The following is a 16,119-nucleotide window of genomic DNA, read 5'->3' on the forward strand; positions in this document are numbered from 1 at the left end:
GGCCAGTTCGTACCCGACGATAACATCCAACTTCGCGACGGAGTACTGCACTGAAAGCGCCCATTCAGTTCGGTGCTGAGTGCGATGAGCACCTAGAAGTCTTGTGGGAGGACGGCGAGCGCATCTTGTGCCGAGGCATTGGACGCGCAGATCGCGATTGCGCCGGCATACTTGCCGTCCTGCCTGCGGCCGAGCATCCGACGCCGGCGACCCTTGATCGTTTCGCCCACGAGTACCGCTTAAAGGATAGGCTAGACGCGGCATGGGCGGTGCGGCCGCTGGAGCTGGTGCGCGAGCACGGCCGGATGATGTTGCTGCTGGAGGATCCGGGCGGCGAGCCGCTCGCCGTGCTGCTCCGCGGGCCTGTCGAGGTGGAACGCTTCCTGCGCCTCGCGATCGGCCTCGCCACGGCTCTGGGCAAGGTCCACCAACGTGAGCTTATCCATAAAGACCTCAAGCCCGCCAATATCCTCGTGAACTGTGCGGATGGCCGGGTGCGGCTCACCGGCTTCGGCATCGCCTCCCGACTGCCCCGCGAGCGCCAGACGCCCGACCCGCCCGAGGTGATCGCCGGCACACTCGCCTATATGGCGCCCGAGCAAACTGGACGGATGAACCGTTCGCTCGACGCCCGCAGCGACCTCTATGCGGTGGGCGTCATCCTGTACCAGATGCTCACCGGCGTCCTGCCGTTCACCGCCACGGAGCCGATGGACTGGGTGCATTGCCACATCGCCCGGCGGCCGACACCGCCGGCGGAGCGGGTTCCCGGCCTGTCCGCGGCCTTGTCAGCCATCGTCATGAAATGCTTGGCCAAGAACGCAGAGGACCGCTACCAAACCGCCGCCGGTCTGGCGGCCGACCTGAAGCGCTGCCTCGCCGAATGGGAGGGCGTCGGCGACATCACGCCCTTCGCCCCCGGCGCGGCCGATATCCCCGACGTGCTGCGCATCCCCGAGAAACTCTACGGCCGCGAACGGGAAGTGGCGGAACTGCTGGCGGCCTTCGAGCGGGTGGTGGCGGGCGGCCCGCCCGAACTGGTGCTGGTGTCGGGCTATTCCGGCATCGGCAAGTCCGCGCTGGTCAACGAGCTGCACAAATCCCTGGTGCCGCCGCGCGGCCTGTTCGCCGCCGGAAAGTTCGACCAGTACAAGCGCGGCGTCCCATACGCCACGCTTGCGCAAGCTCTCCAGAGCCTTGTCCGCCCGATCCTCGGACAGAGCGAGGCCGAGCTTGGCCACTGGCGGGACCGCTTTCAGGAGGCCTTGGGCCTGAACGGCGCGCTTATTGTTAATCTTGTCCCGGAGCTCGAGCTGGTCATCGGCAAGCAGCCGCGGGTTTCGGATCTCTCGCCTGAAGAAATGCAGGCGCGCTTCCAAACTGTGTTCCGGCGGTTCCTCGGCGTCTTTGCTCGGCCTGAGCATCCGCTGGCTCTGTTTCTCGACGATCTGCAATGGCATGACACAGCAACGCTCGACGTCCTTCAGCATCTGGCCACTCATCCGGACGTTCGACACCTCTTTCTCGTGGGCGCCTACCGGGACAATGAGGTCGGTCCGACCCATCCGCTCATGCGGATGCAATCAGGGATTCGCAAAGGCGGGGGCGCGATTCATGAGATCGTCTTGAAGCCCTTGGCCCTGGACGATGTCGGCCGGCTCATCAGCGATACGATGCGCTGCGATCGAGCGCGCGCTCAGCCTCTGGCGGAGCTGGTGCAGGAGAAGACCACCGGAAATCCGTTCTTCGCCATCCAGTTCGTCTCCGCGCTGGCCGGCGAGGGCCTCATTGTCTTCGACCCCGGCGCCGCGGCCTGGACCTGGGATCTGGCCGGCATTCGAGCCAAGGGCTACACCGATAACGTCGTGGAATTCATGGTCGGCAAGCTCAGCCGCTTGCCCGACGCCACCCAGGAAGCCTTGAAACAGCTGGCGTGCCTGGGGAACAGCGCCGACATCGCCACCCTCAAAACGGTTTACGAGACATCGGAAGGGCCGATCCATGCGGCCCTTTCGGAGGCCATTCGCGCGGGGCTCGTCCTGCGCCTGGACGACGCCTACAAGTTCCTCCACGACCGCGTTCTGGAAGCCGCCTACGCGCTCATCCCAGTCGCGTTGCGCCCCGAAGTCCATCTGCGGATCGGCCGCCGCCTGGTCGCGGGGATGCCTGAGCAAGAGACCCGCAAGAAGATCTTTGATCTGGTCAACCAGTTCAACCTTGGCTCTTCACTGGTTTCCGATTGGGCCGAAAAGCAGCGCGTGGCCGAACTCAACCTGCATGCTGGAAAAAAGGCCAAGGCTTCGACAGCCTACAACTCCGCCTCCAGCTATCTCTCCGCCGGCGCGGCATTGTTGGCTGAGGAGGGGTGGCGGGCCTGCTACGCATTGACGTTCGGTCTTTGCCTCGAACGCGCCGACTGTGAGCTCCTCCGCTCCAACTTCGAAACGGCCGCGCAACTGATCGAGGAGTTGCTGCGCAAAGCCCGGTCAAAGATCGATCGGGCGGAAGCCTATCGGTTGGAGATGGTCCTCCGATTGATGCAAGGCGACAATTCCTCGGCAGTCCGAACTGCGCTCGAATGCTTGCAAATGTTCGGGTTGGAGTTGCCGGAGCGGCCGGCTGAGGAGCAGGTTCGGGAAGAGTATGATGGCGTGCTGCGAGACATCGGCGAGCGATCGATAGGGAGCCTTATCGATCTGCCCCTGACGGACGATCCGGAGATGTTTGCCGTCATGAATATTTTGGCGGCCCTCTGTCGTTCAGCCTACTTCAGGGACACCTATCTCTGCCAGATGGTCGCCTGCAGGATGGTGCATCTATCTCTGCGACACGGCACAAGCGAATCCTCGACGATAGGCTACGCATGGATGGCCATTCTCGGCCCGGTCTTGCATCATTACAAAGAGGGGGAACAGTTTGGCCAACTAGCCATCGATGTCGCCGAAAAATATGCCTTCACGGCTCAAAAGGTGGGGGCATATTTTTCGATGCAGATGGCGGTTCTCTGGACTCGACCGATTGGAACCGCCCTGACTTGCCTCGATACGGCTCTGCGATACGCCGAGGAAACAGGCGAGAACATTTATGCCTGTTACAGCCTGGAGCATCGCCTAACGGATCTTATTGCTCGTGGCGATAATCTTGAGCAGATCTGGCTTGAATTGGTAAAGTCGCTGAATTTCGTCAGGGGCCTCAAGTTTCGCCATGTCATAGCTATTATCTCTAGCATGCAGCCTTTCATTCAAAGTCTTCGCGGCGATCCGCCGTTGGATGAGGCGGAAATCGAAGGGCGCGCGCTAGAGGGCGGAATCGCCGTCGTCATTGGTTATCATTGGATTCTCCAACTCCAGCGGCAATTTCTTCTCGGCAGCCCGGCGGCGGCGCTTGAGCATGCCGCGAAAATTAAACCGATTCTCTGGTCGGTTCGCTGCCATATCCAATCGGTCGACTACTTCTTCTACCATTCACTCGCGCTCGCCGCGGTGTTTCGCCAGACCCCGCAAGAACAACAAACCGAAATCCGCGCGGCGCTTACGACAAACCTCGATGTGCTTCGGCAATGGGCCGAAAGCTGCCCCGCGACCTTCTCGAACAGATACTTGCTCGTGTCCGCCGAGATCGCTCGTCTCGAGGAGCGTGAACTGGAATCCGAGCGGTTCTACGAACAGGCCATCCGTTCGGCGCGTGACAACGGCTTCGTGCAGAATGAGGCGCTCGCTTACGAACTGGCCGCGCGCTTCCACGCCGCGCGTGGCTTCGATGATATCGCGCATCTCTATCTGCGGAACGCACGCGACAACTACGCGCGTTGGGGGGCCGACGGCAAAGTGCGGCAACTTGAGGACACGTTCCCGCACCTCAGGAAGGAGAGGCCAGAGCCCGGCTCCATTAGCACGATAGGGGAACCGGTCGAAAATCTCGACCTCGCGACCGTCATCAAGGTTTCGGAAGCGGTGTCGAGTGAGATGGTGCTGGAGAAGCTCATCGACACGCTGATGCGCACGGCCGTTGAACAGGCAGGTGCTGAGCGAGGATTGTTGATTCTGTCGCAAGGCGCCGAGCCGCGCATCGGGGCGGAAGCCACGACCAGCGGCGACACGGTTATCGTACAATTGCGCGAGGTACTCGTGACGGCGGCGGTGCTTCCGGAATCGGTTCTCCACTACGTGCTGCGAACCCGCGAATGCGCCATCCTCGACGATGCCACGGTCCAGCCTCCGTTTGCGACGGACCCCTATGTTGGTCAGCGCCAGGCTCGTTCCATTCTCTGCTTACCTTTGGTCAACCACGCCAAGCTGGTGGGCGCGCTCTACCTCGAGAACACATTGACGCCCCATGTTTTCGCGCCGGCGCGAGTAGCGGTACTGAAGCTGCTCGCTTCACAGGCGGCGATCGCGCTGGAAAACGCGCGGCTGTACCGCGATGTCAGCGAACGCGAAGCAAAGATCCGACGCCTCGTCGATGCCAACGTCATCGGAATCACCATCTGGCAGCTTGGAGGTCAGATTCTGGACGCCAATGATGCGTTTCTCCGCATCGTGGGATATGACCGTGAGGATCTCATCTTGGGCCGCCTGCACTGGACCGACCTTACGCCGCCGGAATGGCTCGAGCGCCAAGAGCGATTGTGGATCCCGGAGCTTAAGATGATCGGGACGGTGCAGCCGTTCGAGCAGGAGTATTTCCGCAAGGGCGGCAGCCGTGTGCCCGTGTTGATCGGCATGGCTGCCTTTGACGAGCAACGAGAGCAGGGCGTCTGCTTCGTCGTCGACCTGACGGAGCGCAAGCGATCGGAAGAGGCACAACGTGAGAGCGAGGAGCGCTTTCGTACCCTCGTCCAATTCTCCTTCGACGTGTACTGGGAATCCGATGCGCAGCACCGCTTCACCCGCCAGGAGTTCGGCGCAGGTTTTGCCGACGCTCCGGCGCCTGGCTATGAAATCGGTAAGACGCGGTGGGAAGTGCCCTATTTGGAGCCTGATGCGGACGCCTGGCGCAAGCACCGGGAGGCGCTCGATGCCCACCTGCCGTTCCGGGATTTCGAGCTGGCGCGGCCTACGCCGGACGGCGACAAGCGCTACGCGTCCATCTCCGGGCTGCCGGTCTTCGACAAAGCGGGGCACTTCGTTGGTTACCGCGGCGTTGCGCGGGACATCACTGAGCGCAAGCGCGCTGCGGAGGCCTTGCGGGAGGTGCAGAAGGAGCTAACGCACGCGAACCGCCTCGCCACCATGGGCGAGCTCACGGCCTCGATCGCCCATGAAGTGAGTCAGCCGATCGCCGCGGCATCGATGAATGCCGATGCCGCCCTGCGATTCTTAGGTAGAAACCCGCCGGAGGTTGAGAGAGCCAGGCAAGTGCTCGGCTGCCTTGTGAAGGACAGCGATCGGGCCAGCGATATCATCGGCCGGATTCGCGATCTCGTCAAAAGAGCACCGCCGCGGAAGGATCGCTTGGACATTAACGAGGCGATCCGGGACGTAATTGAGCTCAGCCGTAGCGAGGCGCTGAAGAACAGCGTCTCGGTGCAGACAGAACCCGCGAAAAATCTGCCACTCGTCGAGGGCGATCGCGTCCAATTGCAGCAAGTGGTCCTCAACCTGATTCTCAATGCTATCCAAGCGATGGGCCCGGTCGCGGATGGAAGCCGACAGATGGTCATCACCACCGCTGAGGTCGAGCCTGAAAGCGTTCAGGTCGCGGTGAAGGATTCGGGACCAGGATTGGTCCCCGGCAGTCTCGAGCGCGTCTTCGAGCCCTTCTACACGACCAAGCCCGGCGGTCTGGGAGTGGGACTCTCGATCTGTCGGTCGATTGTCGAAGCACATGGCGGTCGCTTGTGGGTGACCGCCAACGCGCCCCGTGGCGCGATCTTCCATTTCACGGTGCCTGCCCACCCGGGCAACGCGTCTTGATTTGGTTGCCGGACCTCTGATGTCATCATCGGTAGCGGATCTGATTCCAGCGATGGCCGAGCAGCGACAGAATGATGATCAGCCCGTTGAAGAACTGGACATAGAAGTCGCTCAGGCCGACGCCGACAATGCCGGCCTGGATGATGTCCGTAGGCTTATCCGAAACGCTGGCTTGGATCCCGGCCTCAGGCAAGCGATCCCGACGCCAATCAAAAGACTTGGCTGATCCATTAACGACGACATCCGTATGGACGGCTTCGTAGGGCGACAAGAACGAATGGAGTCGGAGAGTTCGCCTCTTCGGAATCGCATTGCGGTTGCCAGCAGGATCGCCAACTCATTCGATGCGGCCTGCGCTCGGCTCAAAATGCCGTGGCGTGGCTACGTCCCAAGTTAACGAAAGCTGATTTCGTAGAATGCAGGCTGCACCGCGCCTCCGATGCGTGGAAGCGACGCGCGACAAGGGTCGACTGTGGCGAATGTAGTGCGAGTGAGCCGGCAGTAGTCGTCCGTCGCCCGTGCGCAACGCCTCAAGCCGCGCCCGGTGTGAATGCTGATCGAACATTGCCCCCCCATCGGCGTCGTCGAGACCCTTTCAGGCCGTTGATTTCATTGATTTGAGATGACGGGACCCCTATGCTGATCATGGTCGAGACCCCACGCCGAAACACAGCTATTGTTCATCAGGCCCGCTCCCCATGCTTGAGGCTCGGCGCCGGACCATCCGGCGCAACCCTCGATGGAGCTTGTCGCGGGGCGGGCCGCCCGTCACCTCAGAGGGCAAACATAGGGTCTAGAGAGCTTATAGAGGTTCACCAACCTGTGAATGTATTGTTGATCTATATCAACCAGTTTCCGTCGTCTTAGGTGCAGCGTTCCGTCATGGCAATCCAGGAGTTTGCGATGATCAAGAAAATAGCCGTTGCAGCAGCTGCGGTTCTCGTAACAGCGTCACCCTTAGCGTACGCGGCAGAGACGTCTTCCTCTGTCGGAGTGACGCATCCTAGCGTTACCGACCTGAACGCCTTGACGGATGTGCGTGTGGCAACAATCAAGGCTGCCTTGCAGCTAACACCCGACCAGGAAAAGTACTGGCCGGCCGTGGAGGATGCCATACGGGCCAGGGCAAAAAACCGGCAAGCTCGATGGGAACGGGTGGCGGAACTGCGCGATAGCAGCTCGCCGGAAGCTCTGCACGAACGCAATCTGGTTCAGCTGATGCAGCGTCGGGCTGAGTCACTAAGCCAACGTGCTTCAGATCTCAAGAAGCTCGCCGATGCTTGGGAGCCACTCTATAAGACGTTAAGCCAGGAGCAGAAGAAGAGGATGGCTTTCGTGACACTCGTCGCCACACGCGGAATACGAGATAGGATTGAACATCGTATCGATTCCGAAGATGATGACGAGTAAAAGACTAGCCTGTCATATTCATCAGCGGATTGTTGAGAGGCTGGCGTGCGTGGCGTAAGCCGCTGAGGTGGCGTAGGATTCGGTTGCTGACACCCACCCTCCGCGCATGCGGCCGCCGCCACACTCGCCATGACCGACAATACGAGTCTACCGTTCTCATTTCCAGCCGTTTCCCGCAAGAAGATCACAGCCGCGTTTGACGGCGGCAGGTTGACGTCGGATGGTGGCGTCATGCTTCTGGCCATGGCGGACCAGCGCCTCGGCTTGGCCGCGAAGTTGTCCTGCGTATTTCCCGAGCGGCGCGATCCGGGACGCATCGTGCACAGCCTTGGGAATATGATCCGCGCCCGCATCTTCGCCATCGCGTGCGGCTACGAGGATGGCAATGATCTCGATCGGTTACGCGGCGATCCGGCGTTCAAGCTGGCCTGCGGCCGGCTGCCGGACACTGGCCGTGATCTGTGTTCGCAGCCGACGCTATCGCGCTAGGTAACGTGGCGTTCGCCGTCGGCTTTGAGTCATAAGGACGCTCCGAACGGGGATTTCTGGTTCATCGTAGCGAAGATGGAGCAGAGATCCGCGCCGGAAAAGTGCCGGCATCCCAAATCTTGAAAGACATTGGCCAAGCCCGTCGGCAACGCGTGACCGAGGAGAAAATCCGTTATCGTGAAGGAAGGAAAAAATCTTCGAACTGCGAGGGCTTCATCGCCTCGATGTAAACGGCTAACCTAAGGAGTTTCTCAAAGTAGGCAAGCCTCGCTTCGATGCGGCTAACGCAATTGGCCGCGTCATTGCGCTCCAACCCGTACCGCCCTGTCTTGGGAAAGGCCGTATCCAAGCTTCAATCTCTCGCGTGGGGCTCGATTGGCAGCACGAGCTAACGGGCCTTGGTCAGTACTTTCTGGTCCGACCAGTCGCCTTGCCCAACAAAATGCAATAACGACTGGTGTTGCGCTACTGTTCTCTCAGGACCGGTGATCGCCGACGGCGGTCCCGTCGCAGGATTGGTTGGAATTGAGGGTAGCGTACGGGCCGAAATGCTCGCCATTGAGCGCAACCATCCACTGACCTTTGTGGAGCGTGACGAAGTATTGAAAACGAGCCATCAATCTTCCTCCGGCATCGCCACTATGATCGATAGATTTGAAGGGGGGCTGGAGCCTTGCAACCTGACGCGGTCGTCTCAACTACCAGACTTGGTGGGGGCAGAGATGGCCTTTGCAGTGCAAAGTGTAGCAGGCTGAGCGCTCGATGGTGGAGCTGAAAGCGCGTCGGCTTGCTAAGGACCGCTCAGATGCAAGCGGGCGGCCGAGGAGACCGATCGGAATCGGCCGATGGATAAGGCGCTATTGATCGCGTGGGCATGCACTCTAATCGTCCTGGTACTGTTCGTCGCGCTGTACCTTCCGTGGGCGTGAGTGGGGGATGGCGGCGACGTGGCGCCGGCGGCGATCGATGAGGCGCTTGCTCGCGAAATCGCCGTCCGTCACCTCCTGGGACGGAGGCAGCGGAGGTGACACGGCGCCTTGGAGGAGTGCGAACCCGACGCTGTCCCTACCGCACCCGCGCTGCCAGCGAAGTTTGCGGCGGTGACTCGGCGCTCGCGTAGTGGCGAGACCAGACCCCTGAAGCACTGCCCCTACCACGCGCCGCAAACTTTAGTGGCCTTTGCCCTTGGACTAGCAAAGCTGACCACCTCGTTTCCCCGAGAAGCTCAATTCCCTAGGATGGTACCTATTTGCATCGTGGAGAAGTACCGCAAGCACCTATCAGGATTGGTGGCCGCCTAATCCAACCGTTGTGGACTAGGCTGGTCCTCAGCCTTTTGCCAGATTCAGGAGACGTGAATGGCCAAACGCGCACGCATTCGCTGCATCAACACGACAGACAGAAGGAACTCTCACGAAAGACTCTCACATGTTGGCGGGGTAAACCCCGACGGAACGCCGTGGAAGCGATCCATCGATCAGGCTATCCGAGACATCGAGAGCAACGAGTGGGAGTTCTATGTCGAAGAAAACGGCCGCAGGGTTGATGTCGTGTGCGCCACGCACGAGGGGTACAAGTACCTCAAGACAGCGGCGGACGACATTCATCCCGACAATCTTCTATTGCTCGCTGAGTGTCCGTGACACCGCGACTGACAGCAGCTCAGCCAACTGCGCCCGGTACGCATTCTTTAGGAAGAAAGCTAGCTTCGATGAAGTACAGGCAAGCACTCTTAAAGCGGAAGCGGCTTACGTATGTTTGTGGCGCAGCAATCATAATCTGTTCGATACGGCCCTCGCTCGCCGCGGATGCACTGGAAGCCGTCATGCAAGTGATGGGCTGCACGGCCGTGAACGACGACAAAGATCGCTTATTGTGCTTCGACAAAGCCGCCGCAACGCTCAAGGCCGCTGGCGTTCTCGTTGGACCGGAAACGGCGAACACCAAAGAAATCGTTACGAACTTCAGCCCTAACGATTTCAAGGTCGTTGATCCAGACGACCTTCATGTCGCCCCCGGAAAGTTCATTGGGAAGCCTATCGAGATTCGAAACGTGAGCTGCTTCTACGCCGATAGGGGCGATTATCGCTGTGCGTCTTCCCGCGGGATGATTACGGTAGTTTTCGCAAAGTCTATCGAACCAGCGGCGGAGCGGGAAGCATTGGAAAATGACTGCGGCACCATCAAGAGGATTGAGTCGCCCGCCTGCCGAAGGAATATTCGAATCGTTCCTGCCGACTACGCCGAAGATTCGCCCAGCGCCTTTGCGAAGCGCATTGTTGTGATGGTGAAGAGAATTGAAGTTCTACCGGCGTCCCGACCAAAGCGCTAAAGTCGCACCACGCGCGCCGCTAACTTCACGGGCACAACTACCAGAACTGGCCATCAGAAGTGGCTTGACGCCAGGGACCGGAAGCAGCGCGGGCGCGACTCGGCGCCGGATTCCAGCTTTGGGGAGCAATAGATCGGGCACTGTCCCTACCGCGCGCCGCTGACCTCGACGGTTCTGTATTCGGGCTAGCTTTCCAAAAGCTGACGAGAGCCCGACGCAGTTCACAAAACGAAAAGTGGCCGCTTGCCGTCGAGACTGTCTCTGATGCGGCTTTTGACGATCATACATTCGATCGTCCCTAACCACGCGACCGAAATGCCGCTTCAATCGCGATGAGGTCGGCTTCTGTGATCCTCGATTGGTTGCATATTGCGTTGCTCCATCGGGTAGTCGACTTGGAGTGCGCGTTAAGCGCTAAGTGGTAACGTGGAGATAGCGCATGTTCTACGTTTACAGGTACGCGCGCAAGCCCCGGCCCGGTAAATGGGCCTTTGCGTCGAAGCACGCGAAGTTGGAAGACGCCGAAGCGGCGGCGCGCAAGCCAAGCATGAGCGGGGAGTGAATCCGCCTCGTCAGCATAGCCGCGACGTTCAGCGCGCTGAATACCAGTGCGCCGCCCTCCATGGACAAGCGTACCGAGGGATGTCCCGCATAGGGGGAGTAGGCGATCAGCGCGACGGCTATGTCCATCGTTAAGAACAGGCCGATCCATATCAGCCATGCGCGCGCATCGGAACGCTTCTCAACCTCGTCTGACGGCTGGTTGTAGCTGAGTAGCCCAACGAAGAGCAGAATCGACATCACAAGACGCGACGCTGGCCCATAGAGCAGAAACAGCCAAATATTGCGGTGTGCCATCCCGGTGAAGGCGCCGTGCGGCGAATAGATCAGCACGAAACCGAGAAAACCCAGCGTCAACCAACGCAACAGAGGTTCGCCTGAAGACTGGTAGCAACGCCACGTCACATAGGTGACGAACAGTCCTTCGAGGGTGGCGACGGCAATCGCGAATTCGTGGAACAGGTGATTTTCGAAGGTTAGCGTAGGATCCTGATGGAAATACAGATAGGCGGTGAACTGGGCGGGCATCAGGGCGAAAGCGATGAGGAGAAGGCGCATATACGCCTGTGTGACCAGCCGGAGCGCCTTGGTCGGTTCGTGTACAGCAAGACTGGTGTTCATATGCATATACCGTCTCCCATGATGACCTGCGGTCGTTTCATGGACTCTTGAACGTCTCCGAGGGATACTCTGTCCCAGAGCACCGTTGGTCCCTGCTGTACTACCCAAATGAAGGAGCCATGGAGCGTCGCGGTCGGAAGGCCATATATGCCAACGCGCGCGGTCACCACTGCGCCGGTGCTTTCCGTCCATCTGCTGCACCCCGTCGAACAGTCGGCGGCGTCGATAGGATCCGCCTTGTCGTCCAGGATGTGCCCAGGTCCCGCCGCTGGGATCAGCAGACCGTTGGCTACATTTGGCTACATTTATGTGTTCGAGCCCATCACGTTCAGCCTATCCGCTCCGCTGACAGTCAGCGTGTCGCGTGTGTGTTCAGCAGATGGTCCCAGCTGCTGCCGCGAGTTGTTACGGTCTGCGGGGCGTTCGAAAACGCACAATTGGAAGACGAGATAATCACGAGCCCGTTGAGGAAAGGTTCTGTGTATGACCGTACTCATCCGTCTGCCCGCCGCCCGCGCCGCGGCGACATCGGTCCGCTACTGGTTCGGCTCCGAACCAACACGTTTGATGAGCAACGCCGTAAGCGTCAGCACACTTGGATTGACAAGTGTCTTGTAGACCATCTGAGGCCTCCTTCGTGTGGAATATGCCCGCATTGCACACCAAGGCCGTTAGCATACGTAAGCCTGTTGAGTTAGCCGCCTGCCAAACCTTGTAGGATTCTAACGCAACGAGATCTGCCGGCAAGCGCTACACTTGCGATGCTGGTACGCAACTTGCTGGGCTATGACGACATCACCGAATTCCTTTCCGGCCACCATCCACCCGCGGTGATGCAGGGCGGCCTCGCCTCAGGCGGGTCCGCTCGCTCAAAGGTGCATGCTGGTGTGTTGCGTAATGAAACCACATGTTCGAGCTGCTGCGGCAGCAACCGCATTTGCGCACGGTCTTCGCCGCGATGTTGTGGGCGTCTACGAGACTGAAACGCGTGGTTACAGTAGGACGTCTAGCGTCTCTGTACGCGGGAATAACGCGAACGGATTCGACTAGGATCACAACTGTCGCTTCAGCGGCTCGTTACCTAGCTTGCAGCACTATGGAACGGGGGCGCGCTTGCAGCTCGCTCCGAAGCGCCCTCCGAAGCGCCTCGGAGTGTACATCGGCTTCGATCACGATACCGCATCCTACTTTACGGTGAAGGTCAGCTGTGGTCGTACCTGCATGTTCGATTGCCGGGAAGGAGCTCACTTTACGTTCACTTTGTGGTCTTGATTAACTGAGAGCTGGAATGAAGACAGGCAAAGTAACCTTCTGGATGACGATGCTCAATCGTTCCGCTCCAGACGCGCCGCCAACCCTCGCGGTTGACCGCGACTGGAATGGGCGTGCTCGATCGCCTCGTCAACGACAAACCAAAAGCGAGACAGAAAACGCTCTCGCACAATCTCATCAAGATCGCCTAGCTCGGCAGTCATCTCGCCAGCGCCAGCGATCCGCCCCCCCGGCAATACGGTCTTTTGGCGCGGGCTGTCGCGCCTCACCGACATCGCGGTGGGCGCGACGGTCAGTCGGAGAAGAAATTGATACGCACGTTCAGATCAGCATCTGCATGATTTGGAGCGATGGGGCATCTTTGACCAGTGAGATGAACAAACTCGGGTCAGGGATTGTGTGCTCGGCCAGCCGCTACGCTCGGTGGCCAAGCCTGCTCGAGTTTCATCTTTTCGAGCATAAGATCCGTGACAAGTTTGCGCAGGCGCCGGTTCTCGACTGCGAGTTCTTCCAATGCACGACGCATTTCATCTATGCTAGGGGGAGGCGAACTCGTGCCCGCGTTACGCCCCTCTGAAGATTGCCCCTCGTCGTTGCTGAGCGGCAGTTTGCACCAACGATGGAGCGTCATGATGCTCACGCCAAGCGTCTTGCAAATGGCCACCTGCGAACTGCCTCCTCCGGCCAGTTCATTTGCCTGAGCGAGTTTCAGTTTGATCTCTTGATGAGAATGTTTGTAAGCGGCAAGCTGAGGCCGTCAGGTGGCGTGGTTCCATGGCATAAGCGCGTCGATTTGGCTACTCGGCCAACCGTTGGCGATACGTTGAAGCGTTAGGGTGAGCCAGGCGAACGGATCGACGTGGTTCATCTTCGCTGTCTGCAGCAGTGTGGCGACGCTCGCCCAGGTCCGTCCGCCGCCATCCGGGCCGGGGCCATAGTGCCGGGTTTCTGACATTCGAAGCCGTGATCACCTATCCGTTCCACCCGCTGGTTGGCCGGATGGTCCTGGTGACCGGCGACCATGAGCACGACGGTGTTCATTATTTCCTGATTCGGCAACCGCATGGCGGCTCCTTCCAGGTGCCAGGCTGGATGTTCGATCCGTCGGCATGTTCGACAGAGATTGTAACGATTCCCCGCCTTCCCGTCAGCCAACTCCTTCAACTGCGTAATCTGGTTGATCATCTCGTACACTGTCGTCCGGAGGAAGAAAGCCCCCGGAGGATTCGGCGATGAGAAGGCAGTGTCGTACGCAAATGGATCTGTTCTTTCCCCTAACCCAGCCCAGCGACATGATTGGCACCGAACGCCAGAAGGCGTTGGCCCTTCTGCGAGCATTGCTGATGGAAGCGGCGACGAAGCCGGCCAACGAGCCTGCAGCCAACGGCAAAAAGGGAGCAGGCAATGAATAAGGTCACGCCCGCGCACCTGGCTCGCGCCGCTTTCGTGTATATCCGCCAATCCACAGCGTATCAGGTCGTCAACAATCTCGAGAGCCAACGACGCCAGTATGGCTTGGTCGAGCGTGCGCGGCAGCTTGGTTGGGAAGACGTTCAACTCGTCGACGATGATCTCGGCCGATCCGGTGGCGGAACGGTCCGACCGGGCTTCGAGAAGCTACTGGCCGCGATTTGCGAAGAACGGGTTGGCGCCGTGGTATCGCTCGAGGCATCACGCCTTGCCCGGAACGGCAGAGACTGGCACACTTTGCTGGAGTTCTGCGGCCTGGTCGGCACACTGATTGTCGATGAGGAAGCAATCTATGATCCACGCTCACCCAATGACCGGCTGTTGCTTGGTATGAAGGGCACCATGAGTGAGATGGAGTTGTCGATCTTCCGGCAACGGTCCCTCGAGGCAATGCGCCAAAAGGCGCGACGGGGCGAACTCCATTTGACCGTCGCCGTCGGCTACGTGAAGACGGATGACGACCGTATCGAGAAGGATCCTGATCGACGCGTCCAGGACGGCATCTTGCTCGTCTTCCGCAAATTCGGCGAGCTCCAGTCAGTCCGGCAGGTGCTGCTTTGGTTCAGGCAGGAGAACGTTCTCGTTCCAGCGATTGTGCAAGGTCGCGGTACACGCCCGGTCGAATGGAAGCCACCTGTCTATCACACACTGCACCACATGCTGACGAATCCGGTGTACGCCGGTTCCTACGCCTATGGCCGGCGAGGGACACGCGTGACGATCAAGGGTGGCCGCAAGCGGATCATGCGCGACACGCTTCGGCGCAATTGGAAGGATTGGGAGGTTTTGATCCACGACCATCATGAAGGCTACATTGCCTGGACTGAGTTCGAGAGGAATCAGCACCTGATCGCCGACAACGCCAATGGGAAGAGCTATATGGGTCGCGGCTCCATAAGGCGCGGCGAGGCCTTGCTGCCAGGATTGTTCCGTTGCGCGCGCTGTGGCCGACGCCTGCATATCCAGTATACTGGAAAGGGCGGGAATACACAGCGATATGCCTGCCGCGGCGCGTTCGGCACCAAAGCGGCCGACAACTGTATCGGCTTTGGCGGCATGCGGGTCGATCGCGCTGTCGCCCAAGAGGTGCTCGATCGACTACAGCCTCTTGGGATTGAAGCGGCGCTAGCCGCAATGGAGGCCCAGAGCGTGCATCATTGCGACAAGCGTAAGCACATCGAGAATGCAATCCAGCAGGCTCAATACGAAGCCGCCCGGGCACGGCGGCAGTACGATGCCGTCGATCCCGATAACCGGCTGGTCGCCAGTGAGTTGGAGCGCCGTTGGAACGAGAAGTTGGTTCAACTGCGCGACCTGGAGGTCCAGCTCGAGACCCTCAAACAGAGGCAGTACACCCCAGCGCTTTCCGCCACGGATCACGCGAGGCTGATGACGCTCGGCAAGGATTTGACCAAGGCGTGGAATAGTCCCGGCGCATCCGTCGAGACACGCAAGAAGATCATCAGGCTGCTTGTCAAAGAGATCATCGTCGATGTCGTGGGCGATACATTGGCGCTCGTCATTCACTGGCAGGGCGGCGACCACACCCAGTTGACGGTCAAAAAGAACAAGATCGGACAAACGCGCTGGACGGTCGAAGCCGATGTCCTCGATCTCGTTCGCGTATTGGCGAGGCAATTATCGGACACGGCAATCGCTGCGATCCTCAATCGGTCCGGCAAGCTAACTGCACATGGTGCGAGTTGGACGCGATCCCACGTCTGCAGTCTCCGGAACACCAACGGCATTCCTGTCTACCGCGAAGGTGAACGAGCCGAGCGCGCCGAAGCTACGTTGGATGAAGCCGCCGACATTCTGAAGCTGAGCCGCACGACGGCCTATCGGATGGTCAGCAGTGGGACCCTTCCGGCCCGGCAGCTGTGCGGCGGAGCGCCCTGGATTATCCAGCTTGCCGACCTGCAGCGAGACGCTGTGTGCCGCGAAGCCGATGCCAGACGATCACGTCGCCCGATATCTCGAAATCCGCAGCAAAATCTCCTTCCTTTATAAGGGCATCACCAGATGAGTAGTATGAAGCGCCAACGTCAC

Annotated in this window: 9 protein-coding genes and 2 pseudogenes; 7 read left to right on the forward strand and 4 right to left on the reverse strand. The window is 59.7% G+C overall.

The features are described from left to right. Nucleotides 1-101: 101 nt before the first annotated feature. Complete coding sequence (locus tag NLM33_RS35655) at nt 102-5,915, forward strand: AAA family ATPase (protein WP_254103158.1); 5,814 nt, start codon at nt 102-104, stop codon at nt 5,913-5,915. A gap of 25 nt (nt 5,916-5,940) precedes the next feature. On the opposite strand, the gene NLM33_RS35660 is transcribed toward NLM33_RS35655, so the two are convergent. Continuing rightward, nucleotides 5,941-6,186: a hypothetical protein gene (locus NLM33_RS35660; RefSeq protein ID WP_254103159.1), complete on the reverse strand. Its 246-nt coding sequence runs from the start codon at nt 6,184-6,186 to the stop codon at nt 5,941-5,943. A 632-nt stretch (nt 6,187-6,818) separates the two neighbouring features. Between NLM33_RS35660 and NLM33_RS35665 the strand changes: the two genes are divergently transcribed. Beyond that, nucleotides 6,819-7,325 carry a Spy/CpxP family protein refolding chaperone gene (locus NLM33_RS35665; RefSeq protein WP_254103160.1) on the forward strand — a complete coding sequence of 169 codons (507 nt, stop codon included), beginning with the start codon at nt 6,819-6,821 and terminating at the stop codon, nt 7,323-7,325. Nucleotides 7,326-7,454: 129 nt separating this feature from the next. Continuing rightward, a pseudogene (locus NLM33_RS35670) lies at nt 7,455-7,811 on the forward strand (transposase); the annotation flags it as partial. Nucleotides 7,812-8,290: 479 nt separating this feature from the next. Here the strand turns inward: NLM33_RS35670 and NLM33_RS35675 are convergent. After that, nucleotides 8,291-8,431 carry a hypothetical protein gene (locus tag NLM33_RS35675; RefSeq protein WP_254103161.1) on the reverse strand — a complete coding sequence of 47 codons (141 nt, stop codon included), beginning with the start codon at nt 8,429-8,431 and terminating at the stop codon, nt 8,291-8,293. A 741-nt stretch (nt 8,432-9,172) separates the two neighbouring features. Between NLM33_RS35675 and NLM33_RS35680 the strand changes: the two genes are divergently transcribed. Both NLM33_RS35680 and NLM33_RS35685 read left to right on the forward strand, forming a co-directional pair. Continuing rightward, complete coding sequence (locus tag NLM33_RS35680; protein ID WP_027555922.1) at nt 9,173-9,457, forward strand: DUF3892 domain-containing protein; 285 nt, start codon at nt 9,173-9,175, stop codon at nt 9,455-9,457. 182 nt (nt 9,458-9,639) lie between these two features. Continuing rightward, a complete protein-coding gene (locus tag NLM33_RS35685; RefSeq protein ID WP_254103162.1) occupies nt 9,640-10,146 on the forward strand; it encodes a hypothetical protein in 507 nt (168 codons plus the stop codon). Between the two features lie 450 nt (nt 10,147-10,596). Here the strand turns inward: NLM33_RS35685 and NLM33_RS35690 are convergent, their stop codons facing one another. Beyond that, nucleotides 10,597-11,334 (reverse strand): hypothetical protein, encoded by a 738-nt coding sequence (locus NLM33_RS35690; protein ID WP_254103163.1) that lies wholly within the window; start codon nt 11,332-11,334, stop codon nt 10,597-10,599. A 2,023-nt stretch (nt 11,335-13,357) separates the two neighbouring features. Beyond that, a pseudogene (locus tag NLM33_RS35695) lies at nt 13,358-13,528 on the reverse strand (transposase domain-containing protein); the annotation flags it as partial. Between the two features lie 328 nt (nt 13,529-13,856). On the opposite strand from NLM33_RS35695, the gene NLM33_RS35700 reads away from it, so the two are divergent. Beyond that, nucleotides 13,857-14,012, forward strand: a complete 156-nt coding sequence (locus NLM33_RS35700; protein ID WP_254103164.1) for a hypothetical protein — start codon at nt 13,857-13,859, stop codon at nt 14,010-14,012. Next, nucleotides 14,005-16,080, forward strand: a complete 2,076-nt coding sequence (locus tag NLM33_RS35705) for a recombinase family protein (protein WP_254103165.1) — start codon at nt 14,005-14,007, stop codon at nt 16,078-16,080. Before NLM33_RS35700 ends, NLM33_RS35705 begins: the two co-directional genes overlap by 8 nt. The last annotated feature ends 39 nt before the right edge of the window (nt 16,081-16,119 follow it).

This window comes from Bradyrhizobium sp. CCGUVB1N3 (assembly GCF_024199925.1).
In the GTDB taxonomy this organism is placed as follows: Bacteria; Pseudomonadota; Alphaproteobacteria; order Rhizobiales; family Xanthobacteraceae; genus Bradyrhizobium.